The organism is Sphingomonas pituitosa NBRC 102491 (genome assembly GCF_001598435.1).
GTDB lineage: Bacteria > Pseudomonadota > Alphaproteobacteria > Sphingomonadales > Sphingomonadaceae > Sphingomonas > Sphingomonas pituitosa.
This window is the reverse complement of sequence record NZ_BCYY01000038.1, coordinates 1-23375: the sequence shown is the minus strand read 5'-3', so window position 1 is coordinate 23375 and position 23375 is coordinate 1. Positions and strand designations below refer to the sequence as shown.

The following is a 23375-nucleotide window of genomic DNA, read 5'->3' as shown; positions in this document are numbered from 1 at the left end:
GAGCCAGTCGACATATTCCGGATCGGCGGGGCCGCCGATCCGGGCGATCAGCGCGAGCCAGGCGCCGACCGTATCCACCCGCCAGCCAAGCGAGGCGATCGCACCCTCGATGCGGGCCCGGGCAGGGCCGTCCATCCAGTCGGGCGCCTCGGCCAGCACCGCCTCGAGCCGGCGGCCAAGCACGACCATCGGGCGGAGCAGCGCGTCGAGCGCGGCGGTGGCGTTGCCTGCGGCTTCGACCAGCGCGGCATCGGGTTCGGTGAGCTCTGTTTCCAGCCCATAGCCGGCGTCCGCCGCGCCGTTGGCGTCGCGGGCGTAGACCAGCCCGCGCACCGCGGCGAGCAGCGCCTCGATCGGTCCGAACGGCTCGCCTTCGTGCAGCCGCTGGAGCCAGCCGTCGCTCGGCAGCGCGCGGGCGGCGTCGACCGCCTCGGAAATCGCGCGGCCGCCGGCATCGTCATAGCTGGCGACGTCGGACAGGCGGGCGGCGAGCCCCCGGCGGCGCCCCCGCGAGCCGGATTCGGGCCCGGTCAGCCATCGGCGCAGCTCGATCGACTCCTGCCCGGTGAGCGCGACCGAGAACATCGCGTCGGCGGCATCGAACAGGTGATGCCCCTCGTCGAACACATAGCGGGTGGGCCGCGTCTGATTCTCCCGCCCGCGCGCGGCGTTGACCATCACCAGCGCGTGGTTGGCGATGACGATGTCGGCATTGGCGCTGGCCCGGGCGGCGCGCTCGATGAAGCATTTCCGATAATGCGGGCAGCCGGCATAGATGCACTCGCCGCGGCGATCGGTGAGCGCGGTCGAGCCGTTGCGGCGGAACAGCGTCGGCAGCCAGCCGGGCAGGTCGCCGCCGATCATGTCGCCATCGGCGGTAAAGGCGGCCCAGCGCGCGACCAGCTGCGCGAGGATCGCGGCGCGGCCGGCGAACCCGCCCTGCAGCGCATCCTCCAGGTTGAGCAGGCAGACGTAATTCTCGCGGCCCTTGCGGGTGACGATGCGGGCGCGGCGCTGCTCGGCATCGGGGAACAGCCGCTCGCCTTCGTTGCCGAGCTGGCGCTGCAGCGCCTTGGTGAAGGTGGATACCCAGACCGGCCCGCCGGACTTCTCCGCCCAGAGCGACGCGGGCGCGAGATAGCCGAGCGTCTTGCCGATGCCGGTGCCGGCCTCGGCCAGCACCAGGTTGGGCGTATCGGGCACGCTGCGCGGCGCGAAGGCCTGGGCGGCGGCCTCGGCATAGTCGCGCTGGCCCTGGCGGCGCTCTGCCGTCGCACCGGTCAGCCGGGCGAGGCGTTCGGCAACTTCGGCCGGTTGCAGCGTGATCGTGCGCGGCGCGGGGCGGGGGGCGCCTTCCTCCCACTCGGGGAGCTTGGAGAAAAGCCAGCGCTCGGCCCGCTCGGGCTTGGCGATCCGCTGGCTGAGTACGGCGCTCCATTGCCAGCGCAGCCGGCCGAGCGACTGCAGCCCGTGCCAGGCGCCCTCGCGCTCGGGCCAGTCCCCTTCTGGAAGCGCCAGCAGCGCGGCGGCGGCGTCGCGCAGGAACGCGGCGACCTGCGCGTCGTCGCTCGGCGCGTCGAGGTTGCAGGCGCGGGCGAGGCCCTTGGGCGTCGGCACCATGAAGCGGGCGGGGCGGAGAAAGGCGAACAGCTCGAGCAGGTCGAGCCCGCTGAGTTCGGGATGACCGAGCCGCTGGCCGACGAGCGGCGCATTGAGCAACAGCACCGGCGTATCGGCGGCGATGCGGATCGCCTCGCCCCGGCTCAGCCCGCGCGTGCCCTCGGCCGTGGCGATCCACACGCCGGAATGGCTCGCGTGCAGGGCGGGGTAGGGGAGCGGCGGCAGCATCGGACTGGCGCAGTTGTACACGATGCGTTCCGCTTTGACAGCGCCAATGCGCCGAGCCGAAGGCTCAGTCCTCCGGCGTCTCGCGCTTCGCCTGGTCGAGCGTGCGGACCTTGCGGTCGGCCTCGGCCGCGTCGCGTGCCTTTTCCGCCTTGGTGCGGCCGAAGCGGGCGCGATTGGCCTCGGCTTCCGCCTTGGCCGTCGCTTTGGCTCTCGCTTTTCGCGCTTTGTTCAGGTTAAGGATCTCGGCCATATTTGAGTCTTTCTAGCGCCCCTTCGCGCGGGCGCACCATCGTAGAATCGGAGTTTTTGCAGCATGGCGGGCAGCGTCAACAAGGTGATCCTCGTCGGCAATCTGGGGCGCGACCCCGAGAGCCGGGCGTTCCAGAACGGCGGCAAGGTGGTCGAGCTGCGCATCGCCACGTCGGAAAGCTGGAAGGATCGCAACAGCGGCGAGCGCAAGGAAAAGACCGAGTGGCACACGGTGAAGATCTTCTCCGAAGGTCTCGCCAACGTCGCCGAGCGCTATCTGCGCAAGGGCAGCAAGGTCTATCTCGAGGGCCAGCTGCAGACCCGCAAGTGGCAGGACCAGAGCGGCGCGGACCGGTACAGCACCGAGATCGTGCTGCAGGGCTTCAACGCGCAGATGGTGCTGCTGGATGGCCCCGGCGGCGGCCAGGGTGGCGGCATGGGCGGCGGCCGTAGCAGCGGCGGCGGCGATGATTGGGGTGCGGACGAGTCGTTCGGTGGCGGCGGCGGTAGCGGGGCCGGTGGCGGCTTCGGCGGCGGCGCCCCGGCGGCGCGCGGCGGCAACACCTTCAACGGTGGCGGCCAGCGCAGCGGCGGTGCGGCGAGCGGCGGCGGCTTCGGCGGCGGCTTCCCGGACGATCTGGACGACGACGTGCCGTTCTGATCGGCTGCGATCAGCGGCCTGCGCCCGGTGCGGGCGCGGCGCAGGGCCGCCAGAGTTCGAGCGCCCGCTCTTCCCACCAGAATATCATGCGCGGCAGCGCCGTGCGGCAATAGCGCTCCGGATGCGCCGCCAGCCAGCGCGCCGGACCCGAAGCCGCGAACAGCGGCAGCACCGGCGTCACGAACCAGGCGTCGGCCCGTTCCTTCTCGCTCAGCCTTGCCCATACCACGTCCGGCCAGGTCGCGGTCGCCGGGTTCAGCCACAGGAGCACCGGCGCCTTTGCGCCCAGCGAGGCCGCCACGCCCGGCCCGGTCCCCGACAGATCGATGAGCAGTGCACCCGCCGCCCGGTCGCGCGTGCCGTTCAGGAAGGCCGCCGTCGCTTCGTCGACCAGCAGCGGACTGCCGGTGACCGGATGGCGCACCGGAATCGCCTGCGCGAAGATCGAGTCGGGCAGGCTGTAGGGCGCCATCGCCGCGGCGAGCAGCAGCAGCGGGGTCGCCGCCAGGCTCAGCAGCGTCGCCGCGCGCCGCCGCCAGCGCAGCGGATCGTCCGCGGCGAGGCGAAACAGCGCGAGCAGCGGAAAAGCCATGCTGAAATCGAGCTGTGCCCATTGGTTGTTGAAGGTGCCGAGCGCGACCGCAACGGGCGCGGCGAGCAGCGCGACCAGCATCAGGCGGTCGCCGCGGGCGACGAGGGCCGCATATCCGCCGGCGAGCAGCAGCAGCGCGAGCCCCGGAAATTCCGGGATGCCCCCGTCCAGCGTCTCGGGCACCGTCATCGCCAGATAGACCAGCGCCAGCCCCATCGCCGCATGCCCGAGCCCGCCGACCCAGCGGGTTCGCCGCAGCGCCAGCGCGCCGATCATCGCGAGGGCCGCACCGCTCAGCAGCGGTGGTACCGCCGCCCAGTCGCCCAGGATCTTGATCGGCAGGTGCAGCGGCGTGTTGGGGAGCGCGAGGATGTGCTGGCTGGCCGATATGCGTGCCAGCAGCGCCGGGATGCGGGACAGCGGCAGGAACAGGCCGATCAACGGCACCGCGAGCGCGAGCGCGCCAAGCAGCGCCCCGCCGCGCGCCCGATCCCGGCGGAGCGCGGTGCCGCCCAGCACGAGCAGCATCGCGCCGCTCAGCGCGAACAGCGGCGGCTTGGTGAAGGCGGCGATGCAGAGGCCGAGGGCGATTCCCGCGGCCGCGGCGACACGCGACGTGCGCGCACGGCTGCGCAGGACCGTGGCCAGCCCGGCCAGTACCAGCATCGCGCCGACATTCGCCGCGCAATTGTAGCTCGGGGTGACGATCCAGGGGAAATAGATCGCCAGCGCCGCACCACCGCCGAACAGCGCGAAGCGCAGCCGTGCGGCCGGTTCCGGGGCGAGGCTGTCGCCGAGCAGCGCCCCGGCCGCTGCGGTGATCACGAAGCCCGCCAGCCGATAGCGCGCCACGTCCCCGCCGAGCAGCGCGTAGAGCGGGTGCAGCAGATAGCCGAACGGCTGGTAGAGCAGCGCATAGGCCTCGGGATCGCGCGCCCAGACAAGGTAGAAGATCTCGTCCGTCAGATCGATGCCGCGGCCGGCGCCGTACGCCAGCAGGCCCCCGCAGAACAGCAGCGCCAGCAGCGCACCGGCGGGCACCAGCCTCGCGGAAGACAATCGAACCATGATGCGGCATTCCCCCCTTTGGACCCGAAGGACCCGGGACACCGCTAGCAGAGCCGATCGCGCCGTACCAAGCGGCGAGGGAGCAAAGCGTGCGCACCGCCGTTCCAGCTGCAGTGGAGCCGGCGCAGGCGCGCCCGGCCGGAAAAGGGGGCATGGATGCGAAGCCATCACGTCATCGGACGCTCATCGCTGCTGGCAGCGCTCGCCTTGCTCGCGGCGTGCGGGCGCGGCGAACGGAGTACCGAAGATCCGGTGGGGCAGAATGTCGCCGCGGCGGCGGCGGCAGGGGTGCCGGCCAATGTCTCGGCGGCGGTGGATTGCAGCAACAAGCCCGATTTCGTGCCGGTCCATGCCAATGCCACGATTCTCAGCTGTGCTGCCGCGCCCGACGGGCTCGACGGACGGCACGTCAGCGGCAACCTGGTCTACGAAACCGATGCCCCGGTGAAGCAGGTGCTGGGGTGGTCGCGCGCGCAGGCCAATGCCTCGGGGCTGAAATACCGTAGCGAAACCGGCTTCAGCTACGAGGCGGGGGAAGAGACGGAGCGCAGCCTGCGCGTTGTTGCCGAGAGCCATCTTGGCCGCACCCGCGTGTCCATCAGCTGGGGCCAGAAGGCCCCCTGACGGTTCAGGCGGCGCGGCTCTCCAGGCCCCGCAGCCAGGCGCGCGCGGCCTTTTGTGCTTCGATGATTTCGCGGGCCGTCATGTCCTCGGCGATGTCGGCGCGGCAGGCCTGGGCCTCGGTGCTGCCGGTCATCGCGGCGATGTTGAACCATTTGTGGGCCTCGACCAGGTCGATCGTCACGCCTTCGGCGCCGCTCGAATAGACGATGCCAAGATCGAAACAGGCATCCGCGCTGCCGCGCGTCGCATCGCGCAGCCGGCTTTCAATCAGAAATCGCGCACTCTTCTCACTATTTGCCATCGTCGCATCGCCCCTGTTCGGCTCCTTCGTTGGATCCGAATTTGGGGGGGAACGGACAATAAAAGGTTAAGCGGCTTAACCGTAATAGTTCATAGCACGGGGATATTGTCGATCAGCCGCGTGCCGCCGATGCGGGCGGCGGCGAGCAGCCGCATCGGCCGGCCTTCCACCGGCGCGGCCAGCGACTCGGCGTCGACCAGCGCGACATAGTCGACCTCGAATCCCGCTGCGGCCAGCGTTTCCCGGGCCTGGGCGAGGGCGGCCTCGCGGTCGCCGCCGTCGCCGATCGTCCTGGCGGCGGCGCCGAGTGCGCGCGGCAGCGCCACCGCGCGCGCGCGATCCTCGGGCATCAGATAGGCGTTGCGCGAGGAGAGGGCGAGGCCGTCATCCTCGCGCTGGGTGGGCACGCCCTGGATCTCGATGGCCATGTCGAGGTCCGCGACCATCCGGCGAATCACCTGGAGCTGCTGCCAGTCCTTCTCGCCGAACAGCGCGACGTCGGGGCGTACCTGGTGGAACAGCTTGGACACCACCGTGGCGACGCCGTCGAAATGGCCGGGGCGGTGCGCGCCGTCGAGCGGCTCGCTTACTCCCGAAACACGCACGCTGGTGGCGAAGCCTTCCGGGTACATGATCTCCGGCGTCGGCATCCACAGCAGGTCGACCCCGGCATTCGCGAGCAGCCGCGAATCGGCCTGTTCACGGCGCGGATACTTTGCCAAGTCCTCATTTGGTCCGAACTGGATCGGATTGACGAAGATCGATACGATCACCCGGGTGCCGGCGCGCTTGGCGGCTTCGACCAGCGCCATGTGCCCGTCATGCAGTGCGCCCATGGTGGGCACGAAGGCCAGCCGGCCGCCTTCGCTGCGGAAGGCGTCCAGCGCCTGGCGAAGATCGTCGATCTGGCGAACGGTTTGCACGCTTGGGCACTTTCGATATGAACGGAAGCGGGGCCTTCTATGGGGGGGAGGCCGCCCGATCAAGTGAAGGAATAGCTGCGTTGAATCAGCCCGCCAAACGACTGCATGTGCTGGTTTTTGCCAATGAAAAGGGCGGCACGGGCAAGTCGACCACCGCGGTGCACGCGGCGATCGCGCTGGCGGCGAAGGGCGCACGCGTGGCCTGTTTCGACCTCGATCACCGCCAGCGGACGATGGGCCGCTATCTCGACAACCGCCGCGCGACGATGCGCCGGATGGGCCGCGAGCTGCCGATGCCGGTCTATGAGACGCATGACGGCGAGAGCATGGACTTCTTCACCGAGACGCTCGATCGGCTGGGCGAGGGTGCCGACTTCCTGGTGATCGACACGCCCGGGCGCGATGACAAGTTCGCCCGCATCTCGGTCACCAACGCCGATACGCTGGTCACGCCGATGAACGACAGCTTCGTCGACTTCGACCTGATCGGCCAGGTCGATCCGGACAGTTTCCGCGTGACGCGCCCCAGCTTCTATTCGGAGATGATCTGGGAATCGCGCAAGCGCCGCGCCAAGGCCGACGGCGAGACGATCGACTGGGTGGTGCTGCGCAACCGCATGCAGCACATCGAGGCGCGCAACATGAAGCGCGTGTCCGAGGCGATCGACCAGCTCTCAAAGCGCGTCGGCTTCCGGGTGATCTCCGGGCTTTCCGAGCGCGTGATCTATCGCGAGCTGTTCCCGCAGGGACTGACGATGCTCGACTCGCGCGAGTTCGGCGAGATGGGTCTCAGCCATGTCGCCGCGCGACAGGAGCTGCGCGAAATGATGGCCGGGCTGGCGCTGCCCGACGTCGCCGCGCCGCTGTTCGCCTGATGGCGAAGCTCCTCCTCGCCGCGGCGCTGCTCTATATCCTGTGGCGCTGGCTGCAGCCGAAGAAGACGCCGGTCGCGCCGGCGGCCAGGCTCGGCGAGAGCGAGGCGCGCGCGATCCTCGGCGTCGACGCGGCGGCGGGACCGGACGAGATCCGTGCGGCGCACCGCAGGCTCGTTTCGGCGCTGCACCCAGACCGTGGGGGCTCGGCCGAACTCACGCGAAGGATCAATCTGGCGCGCGACACGTTACTGCAGCGCTGAGGTCCGTCCTCGTCACGTAACATTTGCCTGTAACGATGCTGCAGTGCAAAATATCAATCTATTCGTGTCTCGGGCGGCTTGAAACTTCGTTTCCAGTCGCGGAAGAGACGCGCATCTTTACCTTCGGGAGGGCATGAATGACGCACCGTTTCGATCCGACGTCGCTGCGCGAATACGACATCCGCGGAATCGTGGGGAAGACGCTGGGTGTCGACGACGCCCGCGCGATCGGCCGCGGCTTCGCGACGCTGCTGCGCCGCGCCGGCGGCCGCCGGGTGGCGGTGGGCCGCGATGGCCGCATCTCCTCGCCGATGCTCGAGGCAGCGCTGGTCGAGGGCCTGACCCAGTCGGGCTGCGACGTGGTCCGCATCGGCATGGGCCCCACGCCGATGCTATATTATGCCGAGGCAACGCTGGAGGTGGATGGCGGCATCCAGATTACCGGCAGCCATAATCCCGGCAACTACAATGGCTTCAAGATGGTGTTCCAGCACCGCTCGTTCTTCGGCCAGGACATCCAGACGCTGGGCAAGATGGCGGCGGAAGGCGATTGGGACGAAGGCGACGGCACCGAGACGGTGACCGATGCCTATGTCGAGGACCTGTATGTCAGCCGCCTGATCGCGGGCTATGCCGGCGGCTCCTACAAGATCGGCTGGGACGCGGGCAACGGCGCCGCCGGCCCGGTGATCGAGAAGCTCGTCAAGCTGCTGCCGGGTGAGCACCATACGCTGTTCACCGATGTGGACGGTAATTTCCCCAACCATCATCCCGATCCTACCGAAGAGAAGAATCTCGCCGATCTGAAGAAGCTGGTCGCCGAGAAGAACCTCGATTTCGGTCTCGCTTTCGACGGCGACGGCGATCGCCTGGGCGCGATCGACGGCCAGGGCCGGGTCGTCTGGGGCGACCAGCTGCTCGCCATCCTCGCCGAGCCGGTGCTGCGCGTCGATCCGGGTGCGACGATCATCGCCGATGTGAAGGCCAGCCAGGCGCTCTACGACCGGATCGCCGAACTGGGCGGCAAGCCGGTGATGTGGAAGACCGGCCACAGCTTGATCAAGACCAAGATGAAGGAAACCGGTGCGCCGCTCGCGGGCGAGATGAGCGGCCACATCTTCTTCGCGCAGGACTATTACGGCTTCGACGACGCGCAATATGCGGCGATCCGCCTGATCCAGGCGGTGCACGTGATCGGCAAGTCGCTCACCCAGCTGAAGGACGAGATGCCGGCGATGGTCAACACGCCGGAGATGCGCTTCCAGGTGGACGAGAGCCGCAAGTTCCCGGTCGTCGAGGAAGTGCTCGACCGGCTCGAGGCGGACGGCGCCGAGGTCGACCGCACGGATGGTGCGCGCGTGAACACGCCCGATGGCTGGTGGCTGCTGCGCGCGTCGAACACCCAGGACGTGCTGGTCGCGCGTGCCGAGGCGAAGAGCCAGGAAGGTCTCGACCGGCTGATGGCCCAGATTGACGACCAGCTCGGCAAGAGCGGCATCGTCCGCGGCGAGCAGGCGGCGCATTGAGGATTGGGGGCTGCCTGCCGCATCGAGCGGCGGGCGGCCCCTTTCCACTGCCGTCATCCCGGCGGAAGCCGGGATCCAGACGCCACTCGGTCGTGGCTTTTGCTTTGGCAGAGACCCCAATGGATTCCGGCTTTCGCCGGAAATGACGGCTGAGAGGGCAGGGCTATGCCTCAGCCCGCCACGATCTCCGCCACGCCGAACTTGCCCATCTGATAATCGGCATAGGCCTGGCGGATTTCCTCCACCGTGTTCATCACGAACGGGCCGTGCGCGACCACCGGCTCGGGGATTGGCGCGGCGTGGCCGAACAGCACCAGCGCAGGTTCGTCGGCGGTGAGCGTCAGCGTGTCGCCGGCCGAGAGGCTGGCGAGATGCCAGTTCGGCAATGTGCGATCGCCCACGCGAACACCGCCGCGCACGGCGTAGAGGAACAGGTCGCGGCCCGTCAGGCCATCGAAGGTTAGCCTCGCGCCCGGCGCCAGCGCGGCCCAGCACAGGAACACGCCGGTGAGCGACTCGATGGGGCCGGTGCGGCCGCCGAAATCGCCCGAGACGAGGTGCAGCGTCGCCCCTTCGCCGGCTGGAACGCCCGGAAAGGCATCGGCCTGCAGGCCGACATAGCGCGGCGCGGTCATCTTCAGCCGGCTCGGCAGGTTCACCCAGAGCTGGAGGATCTCCATCGGTCCGCCGGCCTGCTTGAATTCGGCGGGGGAGACCTCGGCATGGACGATTCCGCGCCCGGCGGTCATCCACTGTACGCCGCCGGCGCGGATGATGCTCTCGTGCCCCGCCGAATCGGTGTGGGCGAGCGAGCTCTCCAGGATGAAGGTCACCGTTTCGAAGCCGCGATGCGGGTGCGGGCCGAAGGGCAGGCCGCGATTGTTCTGCGGGTAGCTCTGCGGCCCGTGATGGTTGAGGAACAGGAACGCGCCGATCTGCTCGAGCCCTGGTCCCGGCACCGGGCGGCGGGTGACGAGATCGCCGATATCGTCGCGATACGCGGCATGGGTGGCGCGCAGGGCAATATCGGTCATCGATCGTGCCGCAACAGGAAGACGGCGTGTTCGGCCAGAAGGTTGGCGAGCCCCGAGCCGGTTTGCTGGTCGCCCGAGAGGAACCACGCCCCCTCGATGGCGATGCCGCGTTCCTTCACCAGCGCGCGGAAATCGTCGATCGTGACGTGGTGGATGTTCGGCGTCGCATACCAGGCGATCGGCAGCAGCCTTGTGACCGGCATCCGTCCGCCGAACAGCAGCGAGGCGCGGACCCGCCAATGGGCGAAATTGGGGAAGGAGACGAAGGCGTGGCGGCCGATCCGCAGCAATTGCTCCAGCACCCAGTCGGGGCGCCGCGTCGTCTGCAGCGTCTGGCTGAGGATGGCATAGTCGAAGCTGTCGTCGGGATAGTCGGCGAGATCGCTATCAGCGTCGCCCTGGATCACCGAGAGGCCGCGACCCACGGCGGCGGCGACGTTGGTGCCTTCCAGCTCCAGCCCGCGTGCGTCGCAGCCGCGGTCGTCGCGCAGCGCCGCCATCAGCGCGCCGTCGCCGCAGCCGACATCGAGAATGCGCGCGCCGCGGTTCACATGGTTCGCGATGATCGCGAGGTCGGGACGCAGGCTCATGCGTGTTCTCCCGCGGCGAGGAAGCCGCCGATCACGCGGTCCAGCTCGGCGCTTTCCAGCAGGAAGGCGTCGTGGCCGAAGGGCGAGCTGAGCTCGACGAAGCTCGCGGGTGCACCGGCGGCGTTGAGCGCATGCGCGATCGTCCGCGATTCGGCGGTGGGATAGAGCCAGTCGGTATCGAAGCTCACCACGCAGAACCGCGCCTGGGATCCCCGGAAGGCATTGGCGAGCAGCCCGCCATGCTCCTCGGCCAGGTCGAAATAATCGAGCGCGCGGGTGATGTAGAGGTAGGAGTTGGCGTCGAACCGGTCGACAAAGGCGAGGCCTTGGTGGCGCAGATAGCTTTCGACCTGGAAATCGGCGTCGAAGCCGAAGGTTTTGGTTTCGCGGCCCTGGAGCTTGCGGCCGAACTTGGCGGTGAGCCCCGCCTCGGAAAGATAGGTGATGTGCGCCGCCATCCGCGCGACGGCGAGGCCGGCGGCGGGCGGATCCTGCGCTTCGTAATAGGCACCGCCGCGCCACTTGGGATCGGCCATGATCGCCTGGCGGCCGACTTCGTGGAAGGCGATGTTCTGCGCCGAATGCCGCGCGGCCGACGCGATCACCACCGCGGCGCCCACCCGCTCGGGGAAGGTCGCCGCCCAGCTCAGCGCCTGCATGCCGCCCATCGATCCGCCGACCACCGCGAACAGGCGATCGATGCCGAGATGGTCGAGCAGCATGGCTTGCGCGCGTACCATGTCGCGGATGGTGATGACGGGGAAGTGCATCCCCCAGGGCTCGCCCGTCGCCGGGTTCACCGTCGCGGGCCCGGAGGAGCCGAGGCAGCTGCCGAGCACGTTCGAGCAGATCACGAACCAGCGATCGGTGTCGATCGGCTTGCCGGGTCCGACCATCCGCGCCCACCAGCCGGGCTTGCCGGTGACGGGGTGTTCGGAGGCGAGGTGCTGGTCGCCGGTCAGCGCGTGGCAGACGAGGATGGCATTGCTCGCGTCCGGCGCGAGGGTGCCGTAGGTCTCGTAGGCGATGTCGACCGGCGAGAACAGCACGCCGCCGTCGAGGCGCAGCGGCCCCGGCAGCGTTACCGAGCGGCGAAGGCCGAAACGCGGATCATCGGACATCGGCAAGCGGTTAGGCGCGCGCGCGCATCCGTTCAAGCTTCCCCGCCGCACGGCTTGCCAATCGGCCGCCATTCCGCCAATCCCCGGCCCCATGAACGCACCCGTCCCCAAGCCCTGGGTGATGGCCATCGCCCCCTATGTCCCGGGCCGCGCCACCACCGATTCGGGCAAGCCCGCCGCCAAGCTCTCGTCGAACGAGAATCCCTTCGGCACGCCCCAGGCCGCACGCGACGCCTATGCCGCCGCCGCGACCGAGCTGGAGCGCTATCCCGATGCCGGCGCGGTCGCGCTGCGCGAGGCGCTGGGCGCGCATTACGGTGTCGAGCCCGAGCGGATCGTCTACGGCACTGGCTCCGACGAGGTGCTGCACCTCGCTGCGGGCGCGTTCGCCGGGGTGGGCGACGAGATCGTCTATGTCCGCTACGGTTTCGCGGTGTACGACATCGCCGCCCGGCGGGTCGGCGCGACGCCGGTGGTGGCGCCCGATCGGGACTATGCGACCGATGTCGACGCGATTCTCGCGTGCGTGACCGAGAAGACCAAGCTCGTCTTCCTGGCGAACCCGAACAATCCGACCGGCACCTATACGGCGCGCGAGGAGATCGCCCGGCTGCACGCGGCGCTGCCCAAGAGCGTGCTGCTGGTGCTCGACCAAGCCTATACCGAATATCTCGCGCCCGAGGACGATGACGGCGGGCTCGACCTCGCCCGCACCCAGTCCAACGTGCTGGTGACGCGGACCTTCTCCAAGATCTTCGGCCTCGCCTCCGAGCGGGTGGGCTGGGGCTATGGCCATCCCGACATCATCGCCGCGATGCACCGCATCCGCGCGCCCTTCGCGTTCAGCATCGGCGCCGGCCGCGCCGCGATCGCAGCCCTTGGCGACAAGGATTTCGTGGAGCACAGCCGCGCCCACAACGCCAAGTGGGGCGCCTGGTTCGCCGAGCAGATCGCGAGCATGGGCAACAAGGGCGTCCGCGCAGTGCCTTCCAAGGCCAATTTCCAGCTCGTCCTGTTCGAGGGCGAGGTAACCGGCGAGCAGGCCTATAAGCAGCTGATGGAGGACGGCTATATCGTCCGCTGGCTGCCCGGCCAGGGCCTGCCGCACGGCCTGCGCATCACCATCGGCACCGAGGAAGAGATCAAGGGCGTGGCGGCATCGCTGCGCCGCTTGCTCGGCGCCTGATGCTGCCCTTCGCCCGCGTTACCATTCTCGGCCTCGGGCTGATCGGCTCGTCGATCGCCCGCGGCATCCGCCAGCACATGCCGAGCGTGCGCGTGACCGGCTATGACGCCGATCCGGCGGTCCGTGAGACGGCGGTGGCGATCGACTTGTGCGACGATGTCGCGGACAGCGCCGGTGCGGCGGTGATCGACGCCGACCTCGTCATCCTGTGCGTGCCGGTGGGGGCGATGGGCGCGGTGGCGGCGGAGTTCGCCGCCGATCTGCCCGCCGAGGCTATCGTCAGCGATGTCGGCTCGTCGAAGCTGAGCGTGATCGAGGCGGTGCGCGCGAGCCTGCCGAACGCGACGTTCATTCCGGCGCATCCGGTGGCGGGCACCGAGAATAGCGGCCCGACCGCAGGCTTCGCCTCGCTGTTCCATCACCGCTGGTGCATCGTCACGCCGCCCGAGGGCAGCGATCCGCTGGCGGTGGAGCGGGTGAGCGAATTCTGGCGGCGGCTGGGCGCGATGGTCGAGACGATGGAGCCGGGGCATCATGACCGGGTGCTGGCGGTGACCAGCCATCTGCCGCATCTGATCGCCTATACGATCGTCGGCACCGCCTCGGACCTGGAGGAAGTCACCCAGTCCGAGGTGATCAAATATTCGGCGGGCGGCTTCCGCGACTTCACCCGCATCGCCGCATCGGACCCGACGATGTGGCGCGACGTCTTCCTGAGCAACCGCGAGGCGGTGCTCGACATGCTCCAGCGCTTCACCGAGGATTTGACCGCGCTGCAGCGGGCGATCCGCTGGGGCAAGGGCGACGAGCTGTTCGAGCTGTTCAGCCGCACCCGCGCGATCCGCCGCTCGATCATCGACCAGGGGCAGGACGATGCGCGCCCGGACTTCGGGCGTTCGCACGAATAAGCTGGATAACCCTCCAAAGCTGTCATTCCGGCGAAAGCCGGAATCCATTGGGGTTGTCGATGCGGCTCTTGCCTGAGCGTCGTGGCGAATGGATCCCGGCTTTCGCCGGGATGACGTGTGTGGGTGGTGGCCTCAGCCCCCGGTCACCGGCCGCTGCGGCTCGCGTTCCACCAGCCGCTCGCCCTGGCGCTGGCACGCAGCCTCGACGACGGGATAGTCGATATCCGTCGCGCGACGAAGCGCGCCCTCCATGGCTTCCTGGCAGGCGACCTGCGACGTATAGCGGGCGGGTTCCAGGCGGACCTGGCGGCAGGCCTGTGCGTCGTCGCTGCAGCCCATGATCGCCAGTACGTAGAGCAGTTGGTCCATGGCAACTGACCTCCTGCCGCAATCAACGGACAGGCCTCCGGGCTGTTCCCGTGGTTGCGTCGCGCGTCCCCGCGTCCCAGATTAGGCACGATGCCTCCCGAAACACCGTCCTCAGGGCCCGATCGGCCGATGCTCGGCACGATGAAGCGCTTCCTGCCCTATCTCTGGCCGCGCCATGCGCCGGGCCTCAGGGTGCGGATCGTGCTCGCGCTGCTGCTCGTGCTCTGCTCGAAACTGGTCCAGGTCTATGGCGCGCCGTTCGCGCTGCAGGGCGCGATCGACCGGATGGCCTCAGGCCCGCGCGACGCGGTGTGGTTCGTCATCGCGCTGGTGGGCGGGTACGCCGCCGCGCGGCTGGGCAGCGTGCTGTTCGACAACCTCCGCAACGCGGTGTTCGAGCGGGTGGGGCAGGACGCGACCCGCCGGCTCGCGTCGGACGTCTTCCGCCATCTTCACCAGCTATCCCTGCGCTTCCACCTCAACCGGCGCACCGGCGCGGTGACCAAGGTGGTCGAGCGCGGGACGAAGAGCATCGATACGATGCTCTATTTCCTGCTGTTCAACATCGCGCCGACGATCCTCGAACTCGGCATGGTGCTCGGCATCTTCGGCAGCCGCTTCGGCATGTGGCTGGTGGTCGGCACGCTGGTGATGGTGGTGGTCTATATCGCCTTCACCCGCTGGGTGACCGACTGGCGATCGAAGCTGCGCGAGCAGATGAACGATCTCGACACGGGTGCGGTCGCGCATGCGGTCGATTCGCTGCTCAACTTCGAAACGGTGAAGTATTTCAACGCCGAAGCGCGGGAAAGCGCGCGCTACGACAAGGCGATGGCGGCCTATATGAACGCCGCCGTCACCAGCGAGAACTCGCTCGCCTGGCTCAATATCGGCCAGGCGCTGATCACCAACCTGATGCTCGCCGCCGGCATGGCGCTGGTGGTGTTCGGCTGGGCGAGCGGGCGCTTCACGCCCGGCGACGTGGTGCTGGTGTCGACGCTGCTCAGCCAGCTGTTCCGGCCGCTCGACATGCTCGGCTGGGTCTATCGCACGATCCGTCAGGGCGTGATCGACATGGCGGCGATGTTCGACCTGCTCGATACCGGCGCCGAGGTGAAGGATGCCGCCGATGCGCGGCCGCTGGCGATCGCGCAGGGCCATGTGCGCTTCGAGGGCGTGCAGTTCGGCTATGACGCCGACCGCCAGATCCTGAAGGGGATCGATCTCGACATCCCGGCGGGCGCGACGGTGGCGGTTGTGGGCCCCTCGGGCGCGGGCAAGTCGACGCTCGCCCGGCTGATGTACCGCTTCTACGACGTCACCGGCGGGCGGATCACCGTCGACGGGCAGGACATCCGCGACGTCACCCAGACGAGCCTGCGCGCCGCGATCGGCATCGTGCCCCAGGACACGGTGCTGTTCAACGAGACGATCGGCTACAATATCGCCTATGGCCGCGAGGGTGCGACCGAGGCGGAGATCGCCGAAGCGGTGCGCGGCGCGTCGATCGCCAACTTCATCCAGGCGCTGCCGCAGGGGCTCGACACGCGGGTGGGCGAGCGCGGGCTGAAGCTTTCCGGCGGCGAGAAACAGCGCGTGGCGATCGCCCGCACGCTGGTGAAGAACCCGCCCATATTGATCCTCGACGAGGCGACCAGCGCGCTCGACAGCCGCACCGAGGCGGACATCCAGGCGACGCTCGAATCGATCGAGCAGGGCCGCACCACGATCGTCATCGCGCACCGGCTGTCGACGGTGGTCCATGCCGACCGCATCGTTGTGCTGGAGGCAGGCCGCGTGGTCGAGCAGGGCACCCATGCCGAGCTGCTGCGCGAGGGCGGGATCTACGCCGAGATGTGGGCCCGCCAGGCGCAGGAGCGCGAGGAAGGCGAAGCACCCGTCGCGGAATGAAGCCTTTCCCCGCAAAGCCGGTTATACCGGCGGCACAAGGGGGAGTTGGCATGCTGATACCGTTCGGACTGGCGGGCGTGGGCGTACTCGGGCTGGCGGGCTGGTCGGCCTGGGTGGGGCGCAAGGCCGAGGAGATGGTGCCGGCCGACGGGCGCTTCGTCGATGTCGATGGCGCGCGGCTGCATATCGTCGAGCTGGGGCCGCGGGATGCCGCAGGCCCCGCGATCGTGATGATCCACGGGCTGATGGCGCAGCTGCGCAACTTCAGCCATTCGCTGGCCGGCCGGATTGCGCAGGACCACCGCGTCATCCTGGTCGACCGCCCCGGCTGGGGGCATTCGCGCCTCACCGGGCCGCGCCCCGATCTTGCCGGCCAGGGCCGGATGATCGCACAGCTGATCGAGACATTGGGGCTAACGAAGCCGCTGGTCGTCGGCCATTCGATGGGCGGGGCGGTGTCGCTGGCGCTCGCTACCGAGCGGCCCGAGGTTCCCGGTGCGCTGGCGCTGATCGCGCCGCTCACGCAGGTCGTCCACCAGCCGCCAGCGGTGTTCCGCGGGCTGATGGCGCCGGCGGCGCTGCGTGCGCCGATCGCCTGGACGATCGCGGTGCCGATGGCGGTGGCGATGGGCAAGCGCGGCGCCGAGGCGGTGTTCGCGCCCGATCCGGTGCCGGCCGACTTCGCGACGGCGGGCGGCGGGGTGCTGTCGGCGCGGTCGTCCGCCTATCAGATGGGCAGCTTCGAGATCCGCATGGCGGAGCAGGCGATGCCGCCTTTGGTCGCGCGCTATGGCGAGATCCGGGTGCCGGTGTCGATCCTCTATGGCCGGCAGGATGCGCTGCTCGATCCGGCGCTGCACGGCGAGCGTACCGCGGGCGAGATCGCGGGCGCCACGCTGACGCTGATCGAGGGCGGGCACATGCTGCCGCTCTCCCACCCCGACGAAACCGAAGCGTGGCTGCGCGAGGCGCTCGCCCGGATGGGCTGAGCCTATTTCGCCTCGGCGATCAGCTTGGCGGCTTCGGCGCCGGCCCAGTCGAAATCGCCGGCCACGCGCCACACTTCCTTGCCGGCGGAATCGTAGAGGATCGTGGTCGGCAGGTTGGTGCCCATCTGCACGCTGAACGCCGTGTCGGTATCCAGATACGGCTGCAGGTGCTGGTAGCCGTTCTTCTGGAAGAACGGGCCGACAAGCTCCATGCCCTTCAGGTCCTGACTGAGCGGCACGACCGCGATCTTGTCGCCCAGCCGCCCGGCCAGCGTATCGAGCGTCGGCATTTCCTTGATGCACGGCACGCACCAGGTCGCCCACAGGTTGAGCAGCACCGGCTTGCCCTGGAAGGCTGCCAGCGTGGTCTTCTTGCCCGACGCATCGGTGAACCCGATGGTCGGCGCCGCCTCGCCCTTGTGGCTGCGGTCGACCGTGCCGCCCGGCGCGGGCGCGGCGGCGTTTGCCGGCGGCGACGTTTCGTTCGCTTGCTGTGGAGGCTGCGATTGCTTATCGCACCCCGCGACTGCGAGGGCGCCCAGAAGGAGAAGACCGATCACCGAGCGCAAGGACAGCTCCAATTCCATGTGGGGAGGGCGCTTCGCCGAAGGCCCGTCCGCGGTGATGCGCGAGATAAACGCCTCTATTCCCTTCGACAAGCGAATGTGGCGACAGGATCTGCGCGGATCGAAGGCGCATGTCGCGATGCTGGGCCGGCAGGGCATCGTCGGGGCCGAGGACGCCGCGACGATCGGCGCGGGCCTCGACCAGGTGGCGGAAGAGTTCGCCGCGAACGGCGTGCCCGAGGATCTGGCGCTCGAAGACATCCACATGCTCTCCGAAAGCCGGCTGGCGGAGAAGATCGGCCCCGTCGCGGGCCGCCTCCACACCGCGCGCTCGCGCAACGACCAGGTGGCGACCGACTTCCGCCTGTGGGTGCGCGACGCGGTCGACCAGGCCGATGGCGCGCTGGGCGCGCTGCAGGACGCGCTGCTCGCCCGTGCCGAGGAACATGCCGACAGCGTGATGCCGGGCTTCACCCACCTCCAGGTCGCGCAGCCGGTGACGCTGGGCCACCATCTGATGGCCTATTTCGAGATGTTCGCGCGTGATCGCTCGCGGCTCAAGGATGCGCGGGCCCGCATGAACCTGTGCCCGCTCGGTTCGGCGGCGCTGGCCGGCACCGGCTTCAACCTCGATCGCGAGATGACGGCCAAGGCGCTGGGCTTCGACGGCCCGACGCGGAACTCGCTCGATTCGGTATCGGACCGCGACTTCGCGCTCGATTACCTGACGGCGGCGGCGCAGTGCAGCCTGCACCTTAGCCGGCTGGCGGAGGAATTCGTGATCTGGGCGAGCCAGCCCTTCGGCTTCGTGGCACTTTCCGACCAATGGTCGACCGGCAGCTCGATCATGCCGCAGAAGCGCAACCCCGACGCCGCCGAGCTGGTGCGCGGTCATTCGGGGCGGATCAGCGGCGCGCTGTTCAGCCTGATGATGACGATGAAGGGGCTGCCGCTTGCCTATTCGAAGGACATGCAGGACGACAAGCCGCCGGTGTTCGAGGCGCACGACCTGCTCGGCCTGAGCATCGCAGCGATGACCGGCATGGTGGAGAGCGCGACCTTCCGGCTGGAGCGGATGCGTGCGGCGGCGGAAGCCGGCTTCTCGACCGCGACCGATCTCGCCGACTGGCTGGTGCGCGAAGGCGGCATCCCGTTCCGCGAGGCGCACCACATCACCGGCCGCGCGGTGGCGAAGGCGGAGGCGGACGGCATCCGGCTCGATCAGCTGCCGATCGACGCGCTCCAGGAAATCGATGCACGGATCGACGAACGCGTGTACGGCGTTCTCAGCGTCGACGCGTCGGTGAACAGCCGTACCAGCTTCGGCGGCACGGCACCGTCGCGCGTTCGCGCGGCGATAGCGGCGGCTCGCAAGGGCCGTGAGGAGGAAGCATGAGGAAGCGACTGCTGCTCACCGTACCGGCCCTGGGGCTGGCACTGAGCGGTTGCGGCGTGCGCGAGGCCCTGGCCCCGCCGCCGGGGGCATCGCTGCCGGTGGCGCCGTACGGCGCCGCGGCGACGCCCACGCCTCCCGACCTTCTGAAACCGACGGCACAGACTCGCCCCGCGCGCAGCGACGACCTGATCCAGGCGTCCGAGGCGCGGCGGAGCGACGAGTTCGACCTGCCACCCAACTGATTTTGGCGGCCTTCAGCGCCGCACCCAGAGGCTCATGACCGATTTTTCGATGATCGACGGCGAACTGCACGTCGAATCGCTGCCCCTCGCGCGGATTGCCGCCGAGGTGGGTACGCCCGTCTATGTCTATTCCACCGAGCGTTTCCAGGCCAATGCCCGCGCCTTTCGCGACGCGCTGAAGCCGCTCGGCCGCATCCACCTCGCCTTCGCGATCAAGGCCAATCCCAACCTCGCGGTGCTCAAGCTGCTGGCGAACGAGGGCTTCGGCGCCGACGTCGTCTCTGGCGGCGAGATGGCGCGTGCGCTGGCGGCGGGCGTCGCGGCGAAGGACATCGTGTTCTCGGGCGTCGGCAAGACGCGGCGCGAGCTGGTGAAGGGGCTGGAGGCCGGGATCGGCCAGTTCAACCTCGAGCTGGTCGAGGAAGGCGAAGTGCTGGCGGCGCTGGCGGCCGAGCGCGGCCTCACCGCCCGCGCGGCGCTGCGCGTCAACCCTGACGTCGATGCCGGCACCCACGAGAAGATCTCCACCGGCAAGGCGGAGAACAAGTTCGGCCTGCCGATCGGCGAGGCGCCCGCGATCTTCAATCGGCTCGGCAACCTCCCCGGCCTCGACCTGCACGGCATCGCGGTGCATATCGGCAGCCAGCTGCTCGGCCTCGCGCCGCTGGAAGCGGCGTTCGAGCGCGTCGGCCGGCTGCTCGCCGAGCTGCGCGGCAACGGCCACACCATCACCCATGTCGACCTCGGCGGCGGGCTGGGGGTCGCCTATCGCCCGGGCGAGGTGCCGCCGACGCCGGAAGCCTATGCCGAGATGGTCGCGCGGGTGACCAAGGACTGGGACGTCGAGCTGATGTTCGAGCCCGGCCGCACCATCGCCGGCAGCGCAGGCGTGCTCGTCACCGAAGTGCTGTGGGTCAAGCCGGGGCAGGGCCATCCCTGGGTGATCGTCGACGCGGCGATGAACGATCTCGCCCGGGTGGCGCTGTACGACGCCTATCATGGCTTCGCGGCAGTGCAGCCGAACGGCGCGCGCTTCGTCGCCAACGTCGCGGGCCCGGTGTGCGAAAGCACCGACGTGTTCGTGAAGGCGCGCGAGATCGACGCGGTGAAGGCCGGCGACCTCGCTGTGCTGGAGACCGCCGGCGCGTACGGCGCGACCATGGCAAGCACCTATAACAGCCGCCCGCTGGTACCCGAAGTGCTGGTGTCGGGCGATCGCTACGCCATCGTCGCCGGTCGCATCTCCGCCGAGGAGATCATGGCCGCCGAGCAGGTACCGGACTGGCTGAAGTGAGCCTCGCCGCGCTGCCCCTGTTCGTGAAGCTCATGGGGCGGCCGGTGATTCTGGTCGGCGAAGGCGAGCCGGCGGACGCCAAGCGCCGCCTGCTCGACCGCGCCGGCGCGCGGGTGGTGGGCGAGGGCGAGACGGCCGCGCTCGCCATCGTCGCGCTCGACGACCCCGAGGACGTGGTCGGGCGGCTCAAGGCCCGCGGCGTGCTGGTCAATTGCGTCGACCGGCCCGAATTGTGCGACTTCACCCTGCCGGCGATCGTCGACCGCGAACCGGTGCTGATCGCGATCGGCACGGGCGGCGTCTCGGCGGGACTGGCCGCGGCGCTGCGGCAGCGGCTCGAGGCCTTGTTGCCCGCAAGCCTTGGCGCGCTGGCCCAAGGGCTGGGCCGCAGCCGTGCGGCGATGAAGGCGCGCTGGCCCGATGCCGGTGCCCGGCGCCGTGCGCTGGCCGATGCACTGGGCGAAGGCGGGATGCTCGATCTGCTCGCCGGCGACGGCGATGTCGATCGCTGGCTGGCGGAAGGCGCGGCACCGCAGGCGCAGCTCGTCACGCTGCGGCTGACCTCGCCGGACCCCGAGGACCTTACGCTGCGTCACGCCCGGCTGCTTGCGCAGGCCGATCGGCTTTTCCATCTTGGCGATGTGCCCGATGCCATTCTCAACCGCGCGCGTGCCGATGCCGCGCGCATACTCGCCCGTCCCCCCGCCGAACCCGGAGAGGGCCTGTCGCTCTGGCTGGAGATGGCGGGTTGAGCGGCTTCGCCTATGTCGTGAAGGACGGGAAGGTCGAGCAGCCGACGATGCGCGCTGCGCTGGCGGAGACCGGCGGCCTCACCTGGATCCACCTCACCACCAATGACGAGCGCGCCCAGCTCTGGCTTGGCGGCGAGGCCAAGCTCTCCCCCTATATCATCGATTCGCTGACCGCGACCGAGACTCGTCCGCGCTGCGATGCGGTGGGCGACGGCGCGGTGATCAATTTGCGCGGACTGTCGTCCGAGGCGACGACCGCGTCCGATCCGCTCGCATCGATCCGGATCTACGCGATGGGCGGCTGCGTCTTTTCGGTGACGCGCAAGCCCCTGACCGCGCTCCAGCCGGTGCGCCAGGAAGTCGAAACCGGCAAGATCCTCGATCCGGGCGACCTGATCGCCGCCTTCGCGCAGGCGATCACCGAGGAGCTCGACCCCGTCGTCGCCGAGCTGGGCGACTCGCTCGACGATTGCGAGGAGCAGCTTTCCGCCCACCGCGCGTTCGAGCTGCGTCGGATGGTCAACAAGGTGCGGGTGCAGGCGATCGGCTATCGCCGCTTCCTCAACCCGCAGCGGGCCGCGATCGAGCGGCTGGCCGGGCTGCCGGGGGATTGGCTGCGTGAGGACGACCGGCTCCACCTCACCGCCGCGGCCGACCGCGCTGCGCGCATGGCCGAGGAAGTGGAGAGCATCCGCGAGCGTGCCGCGCTGACCCACGAGACGCTCACCGACCTGCGCGGCGAACTGCTCGACCAGCGCTCGCTGGTGATCGCGATCGTCGCGATGGTGTTCCTGCCGCTGACCTTCCTCACCGGCCTGCTCGGCATGAACGTTGACGGCATCCCCTATGCGCACGAACCCTGGGCGTTCTGGGGCGTGGTGACGGTGTGCGTGCTGATGTCGCTGGGGATCGCCGGCTATTTCGTGCGGCGGCACTGGTTCGAGTAGGCGGCGCGCAGGTCACCACAAGCCGTCATGCCAGCGAAAGCTGGCATCTCCCACAGGAGCGCGGCACCGGCGTCGCCCAGCCCCGAGGAGGCCCCAGCATTCGCTGGGGCGACGGCTGCCCCCTCAGCGCTTCAGGAAATCGAAGATCTGACCGACCATGACGTCCAGCGACGTCTGGCAGTGCGTCTCGACGTCGGGCGTCTCGACGGTGTTGACCGCGATCCCCATCGGCGTCGGCCAGCCGCGCAGCGCGTGGGTGATCGTGCGCAGCGCCTGGAGCGTCGCGACCGAGGCCTGCCAGCCCGCCGCCGTGGCGATCAGGCCCACCGGCATGCCGTCGAAATAGACGCGCTCGTCGCGACTGAGCAGTTCGACATAGTCGAGTGCGGTCTTCACCAGCCCGGAGAGCGTGCCGTGATAGCCCGGCGAGCCGATGATCACCGCATCGGCGCTGCGCAGCGTTTCGACGAAGCGCATCACCTTCTCGTCGGTATCGCCGTGCTCGGGCTCGAAATGCGGGAAGACGATGTCCGGGCCGGTGAGCAGCGTAGTGCGCGCGCCGCGCGCCTCGGCGCGGGCGAGGGCGGCGGCGAGCAGGCGGCCGGTGCTGGACTGGGCGCGCAGCGTACCGCCCAGCGCGACGATATGAGGGGTGTGCATAGGTGTCCTCGCTAGAGCAAGCCGGCGCGGTGCGCCAGCGTGCGCGCCGTCATTCGGGTTTGCCGCCCGGCTTCCATTCGGGCCTGGCGTCGCTGTTCGCCAGCGCGTGCAGCGGCTCGACCAGCGACTGGATCGCGCGGGTCATGAAGGCGATGTCGATGTTGGCCACCGTATCGTCCTTGCTGTGATAGGTCGGCACCACCGCCCAGCCCGAAATCGTGTGGGCGACGACGCCCTTCCTCGCCAGGGAGTAGTTGTCCGAGCGCTGGAAGAAGTTCTGCTCCGGATAGGGATCGGTGGTGACCAGCGCGCCGTGGCTCTTGAGCGTCTCGCCCAGGGTGGAGCGTTCATAGCCGGTCATCATCATCGTGCCGGCAGGCAGCTTGGGATCCTGCGCGCCGATCATCTCGACTTCGACATTGGCGACGATCTGGTCGAGCGGCACCGGCGGGTGCGCACCGAAATAGCTCGAGCCATAGCCGC

Annotated in this window: 26 protein-coding genes; 14 read left to right on the top strand and 12 right to left on the bottom strand. The window is 69.2% G+C overall.

The genetic code is table 11. The features are described 5' to 3' along the window. Positions 1–1848: ATP-dependent DNA helicase (locus tag SPI01S_RS20640; RefSeq protein WP_066727077.1), on the bottom strand; the 1848-nt coding region annotated here is incomplete at its 3' end. A 64-nt stretch (positions 1849–1912) separates the two neighbouring features. Continuing rightward, the gene (locus SPI01S_RS20635) at positions 1913–2098 is read right to left on the bottom strand and encodes a DUF4169 family protein (RefSeq protein ID WP_066727073.1); all 186 of its coding nucleotides are present in this window, start codon (positions 2096–2098) and stop codon (positions 1913–1915) included. Positions 2099–2161: 63 nt separating this feature from the next. Here SPI01S_RS20635 and ssb point away from each other — a divergent pair, with 63 nt between their 5' ends. Then, on the top strand, positions 2162–2758 hold the full coding sequence (gene ssb, locus SPI01S_RS20630; RefSeq protein WP_066727071.1) for a single-stranded DNA-binding protein: 597 nt from the start codon (positions 2162–2164) through the stop codon (positions 2756–2758). 10 nt (positions 2759–2768) lie between these two features. On the opposite strand, the gene SPI01S_RS20625 is transcribed toward ssb, so the two are convergent. Further along, positions 2769–4418, bottom strand: coding sequence for a hypothetical protein (locus tag SPI01S_RS20625; RefSeq protein WP_157084817.1), 1650 nt, complete (start codon positions 4416–4418; stop codon positions 2769–2771). 156 nt (positions 4419–4574) lie between these two features. On the opposite strand from SPI01S_RS20625, the gene SPI01S_RS20620 reads away from it, so the two are divergent. Further along, the gene (locus tag SPI01S_RS20620) at positions 4575–5042 is read left to right on the top strand and encodes a hypothetical protein (protein WP_066727067.1); all 468 of its coding nucleotides are present in this window, start codon (positions 4575–4577) and stop codon (positions 5040–5042) included. Positions 5043–5046: 4 nt separating this feature from the next. On the opposite strand, the gene SPI01S_RS20615 is transcribed toward SPI01S_RS20620, so the two are convergent. Together SPI01S_RS20615 and panC are read right to left on the bottom strand one after the other, a co-directional pair. Then, positions 5047–5343: an SEL1-like repeat protein gene (locus SPI01S_RS20615; protein ID WP_066727065.1), complete on the bottom strand. Its 297-nt coding sequence runs from the start codon at positions 5341–5343 to the stop codon at positions 5047–5049. 89 nt (positions 5344–5432) lie between these two features. Further along, positions 5433–6266, bottom strand: a complete 834-nt coding sequence (gene panC, locus SPI01S_RS20610; RefSeq protein ID WP_066727063.1) for a pantoate--beta-alanine ligase — start codon at positions 6264–6266, stop codon at positions 5433–5435. A gap of 80 nt (positions 6267–6346) precedes the next feature. Here panC and SPI01S_RS20605 point away from each other — a divergent pair, with 80 nt between their 5' ends. From SPI01S_RS20605 to pgmG, 3 genes are all read left to right on the top strand, one after another. Next, positions 6347–7141: a division plane positioning ATPase MipZ gene (locus SPI01S_RS20605; protein WP_157084816.1), complete on the top strand. Its 795-nt coding sequence runs from the start codon at positions 6347–6349 to the stop codon at positions 7139–7141. Continuing rightward, on the top strand, positions 7141–7401 hold the full coding sequence (locus SPI01S_RS20600) for a J domain-containing protein (protein ID WP_066727061.1): 261 nt from the start codon (positions 7141–7143) through the stop codon (positions 7399–7401). Before SPI01S_RS20605 ends, SPI01S_RS20600 begins: the two co-directional genes overlap by 1 nt. 137 nt (positions 7402–7538) lie before the next feature. Next, positions 7539–8927, top strand: coding sequence for a phosphoglucomutase/phosphomannomutase PgmG (gene pgmG, locus SPI01S_RS20595; RefSeq protein WP_066727059.1), 1389 nt, complete (start codon positions 7539–7541; stop codon positions 8925–8927). Positions 8928–9097: 170 nt separating this feature from the next. On the opposite strand, the gene SPI01S_RS20590 is transcribed toward pgmG, so the two are convergent. From SPI01S_RS20590 to metX, 3 genes are read right to left on the bottom strand one after another with little or no spacing between them, the layout of a single operon-like run. Then, on the bottom strand, positions 9098–9961 hold the full coding sequence (locus tag SPI01S_RS20590) for a pirin family protein (protein WP_066727058.1): 864 nt from the start codon (positions 9959–9961) through the stop codon (positions 9098–9100). Continuing rightward, complete coding sequence (gene metW / locus SPI01S_RS20585; protein ID WP_066727056.1) at positions 9958–10551, bottom strand: methionine biosynthesis protein MetW; 594 nt, start codon at positions 10549–10551, stop codon at positions 9958–9960. The genes SPI01S_RS20590 and metW overlap by 4 nt, the downstream gene beginning before the upstream one ends. After that, a complete protein-coding gene (metX, locus tag SPI01S_RS20580) occupies positions 10548–11672 on the bottom strand; it encodes a homoserine O-acetyltransferase MetX (RefSeq protein WP_066727055.1) in 1125 nt (374 codons plus the stop codon). The genes metW and metX overlap by 4 nt, the downstream gene beginning before the upstream one ends. 91 nt (positions 11673–11763) lie before the next feature. Here metX and hisC point away from each other — a divergent pair, with 91 nt between their 5' ends. Both hisC and SPI01S_RS20570 read left to right on the top strand, forming a co-directional pair. Continuing rightward, on the top strand, positions 11764–12858 hold the full coding sequence (hisC, locus tag SPI01S_RS20575; protein WP_066727054.1) for a histidinol-phosphate transaminase: 1095 nt from the start codon (positions 11764–11766) through the stop codon (positions 12856–12858). Continuing rightward, a complete protein-coding gene (locus tag SPI01S_RS20570; RefSeq protein WP_066727053.1) occupies positions 12858–13766 on the top strand; it encodes a prephenate/arogenate dehydrogenase family protein in 909 nt (302 codons plus the stop codon). The genes hisC and SPI01S_RS20570 overlap by 1 nt, the downstream gene beginning before the upstream one ends. Positions 13767–13898: 132 nt before the next feature. Here SPI01S_RS20570 and SPI01S_RS20565 read toward each other — a convergent pair whose 3' ends face one another. After that, a complete protein-coding gene (locus tag SPI01S_RS20565; RefSeq protein WP_066727051.1) occupies positions 13899–14135 on the bottom strand; it encodes a hypothetical protein in 237 nt (78 codons plus the stop codon). A gap of 90 nt (positions 14136–14225) precedes the next feature. Here SPI01S_RS20565 and SPI01S_RS20560 point away from each other — a divergent pair, with 90 nt between their 5' ends. Beyond that, on the top strand, positions 14226–16046 hold the full coding sequence (locus tag SPI01S_RS20560; RefSeq protein ID WP_066727049.1) for an ABCB family ABC transporter ATP-binding protein/permease: 1821 nt from the start codon (positions 14226–14228) through the stop codon (positions 16044–16046). Positions 16047–16096: 50 nt separating this feature from the next. Further along, positions 16097–17035: an alpha/beta fold hydrolase gene (locus tag SPI01S_RS20555; RefSeq protein ID WP_066727047.1), complete on the top strand. Its 939-nt coding sequence runs from the start codon at positions 16097–16099 to the stop codon at positions 17033–17035. Positions 17036–17037: 2 nt separating this feature from the next. On the opposite strand, the gene SPI01S_RS20550 is transcribed toward SPI01S_RS20555, so the two are convergent. Further along, positions 17038–17622 carry a TlpA family protein disulfide reductase gene (locus SPI01S_RS20550; protein ID WP_066727045.1) on the bottom strand — a complete coding sequence of 195 codons (585 nt, stop codon included), beginning with the start codon at positions 17620–17622 and terminating at the stop codon, positions 17038–17040. Here SPI01S_RS20550 and argH point away from each other — a divergent pair. Genes argH through SPI01S_RS20525 form a run of 5 tightly spaced genes read left to right on the top strand, consistent with a single transcriptional unit; the run spans position 17621 to position 22232 of the window. Then, positions 17621–18997: an argininosuccinate lyase gene (gene argH, locus SPI01S_RS20545; protein WP_084253650.1), complete on the top strand. Its 1377-nt coding sequence runs from the start codon at positions 17621–17623 to the stop codon at positions 18995–18997. The genes SPI01S_RS20550 and argH overlap by 2 nt on opposite strands. Next, positions 18994–19239: a hypothetical protein gene (locus tag SPI01S_RS20540; protein WP_066727043.1), complete on the top strand. Its 246-nt coding sequence runs from the start codon at positions 18994–18996 to the stop codon at positions 19237–19239. The genes argH and SPI01S_RS20540 overlap by 4 nt, the downstream gene beginning before the upstream one ends. 34 nt (positions 19240–19273) lie before the next feature. Then, a complete protein-coding gene (gene lysA, locus SPI01S_RS20535) occupies positions 19274–20533 on the top strand; it encodes a diaminopimelate decarboxylase (protein WP_066727041.1) in 1260 nt (419 codons plus the stop codon). Further along, the gene (locus SPI01S_RS20530) at positions 20530–21285 is read left to right on the top strand and encodes a precorrin-2 dehydrogenase/sirohydrochlorin ferrochelatase family protein (RefSeq protein WP_174539146.1); all 756 of its coding nucleotides are present in this window, start codon (positions 20530–20532) and stop codon (positions 21283–21285) included. Before lysA ends, SPI01S_RS20530 begins: the two co-directional genes overlap by 4 nt. Continuing rightward, on the top strand, positions 21282–22232 hold the full coding sequence (locus SPI01S_RS20525) for a zinc transporter ZntB (protein ID WP_066727039.1): 951 nt from the start codon (positions 21282–21284) through the stop codon (positions 22230–22232). Before SPI01S_RS20530 ends, SPI01S_RS20525 begins: the two co-directional genes overlap by 4 nt. Before the next feature lie 123 nt (positions 22233–22355). Here the strand turns inward: SPI01S_RS20525 and SPI01S_RS20520 are convergent, their stop codons facing one another. Next, entirely contained in the window at positions 22356–22892 is a 537-nt protein-coding gene (locus SPI01S_RS20520) for an NADPH-dependent FMN reductase (RefSeq protein WP_066727037.1), read from the bottom strand. Between the two features lie 49 nt (positions 22893–22941). Continuing rightward, on the bottom strand, positions 22942–23375 hold a 434-nt coding region (locus tag SPI01S_RS20515; RefSeq protein ID WP_157084815.1), incomplete at its 5' end, for a M28 family peptidase.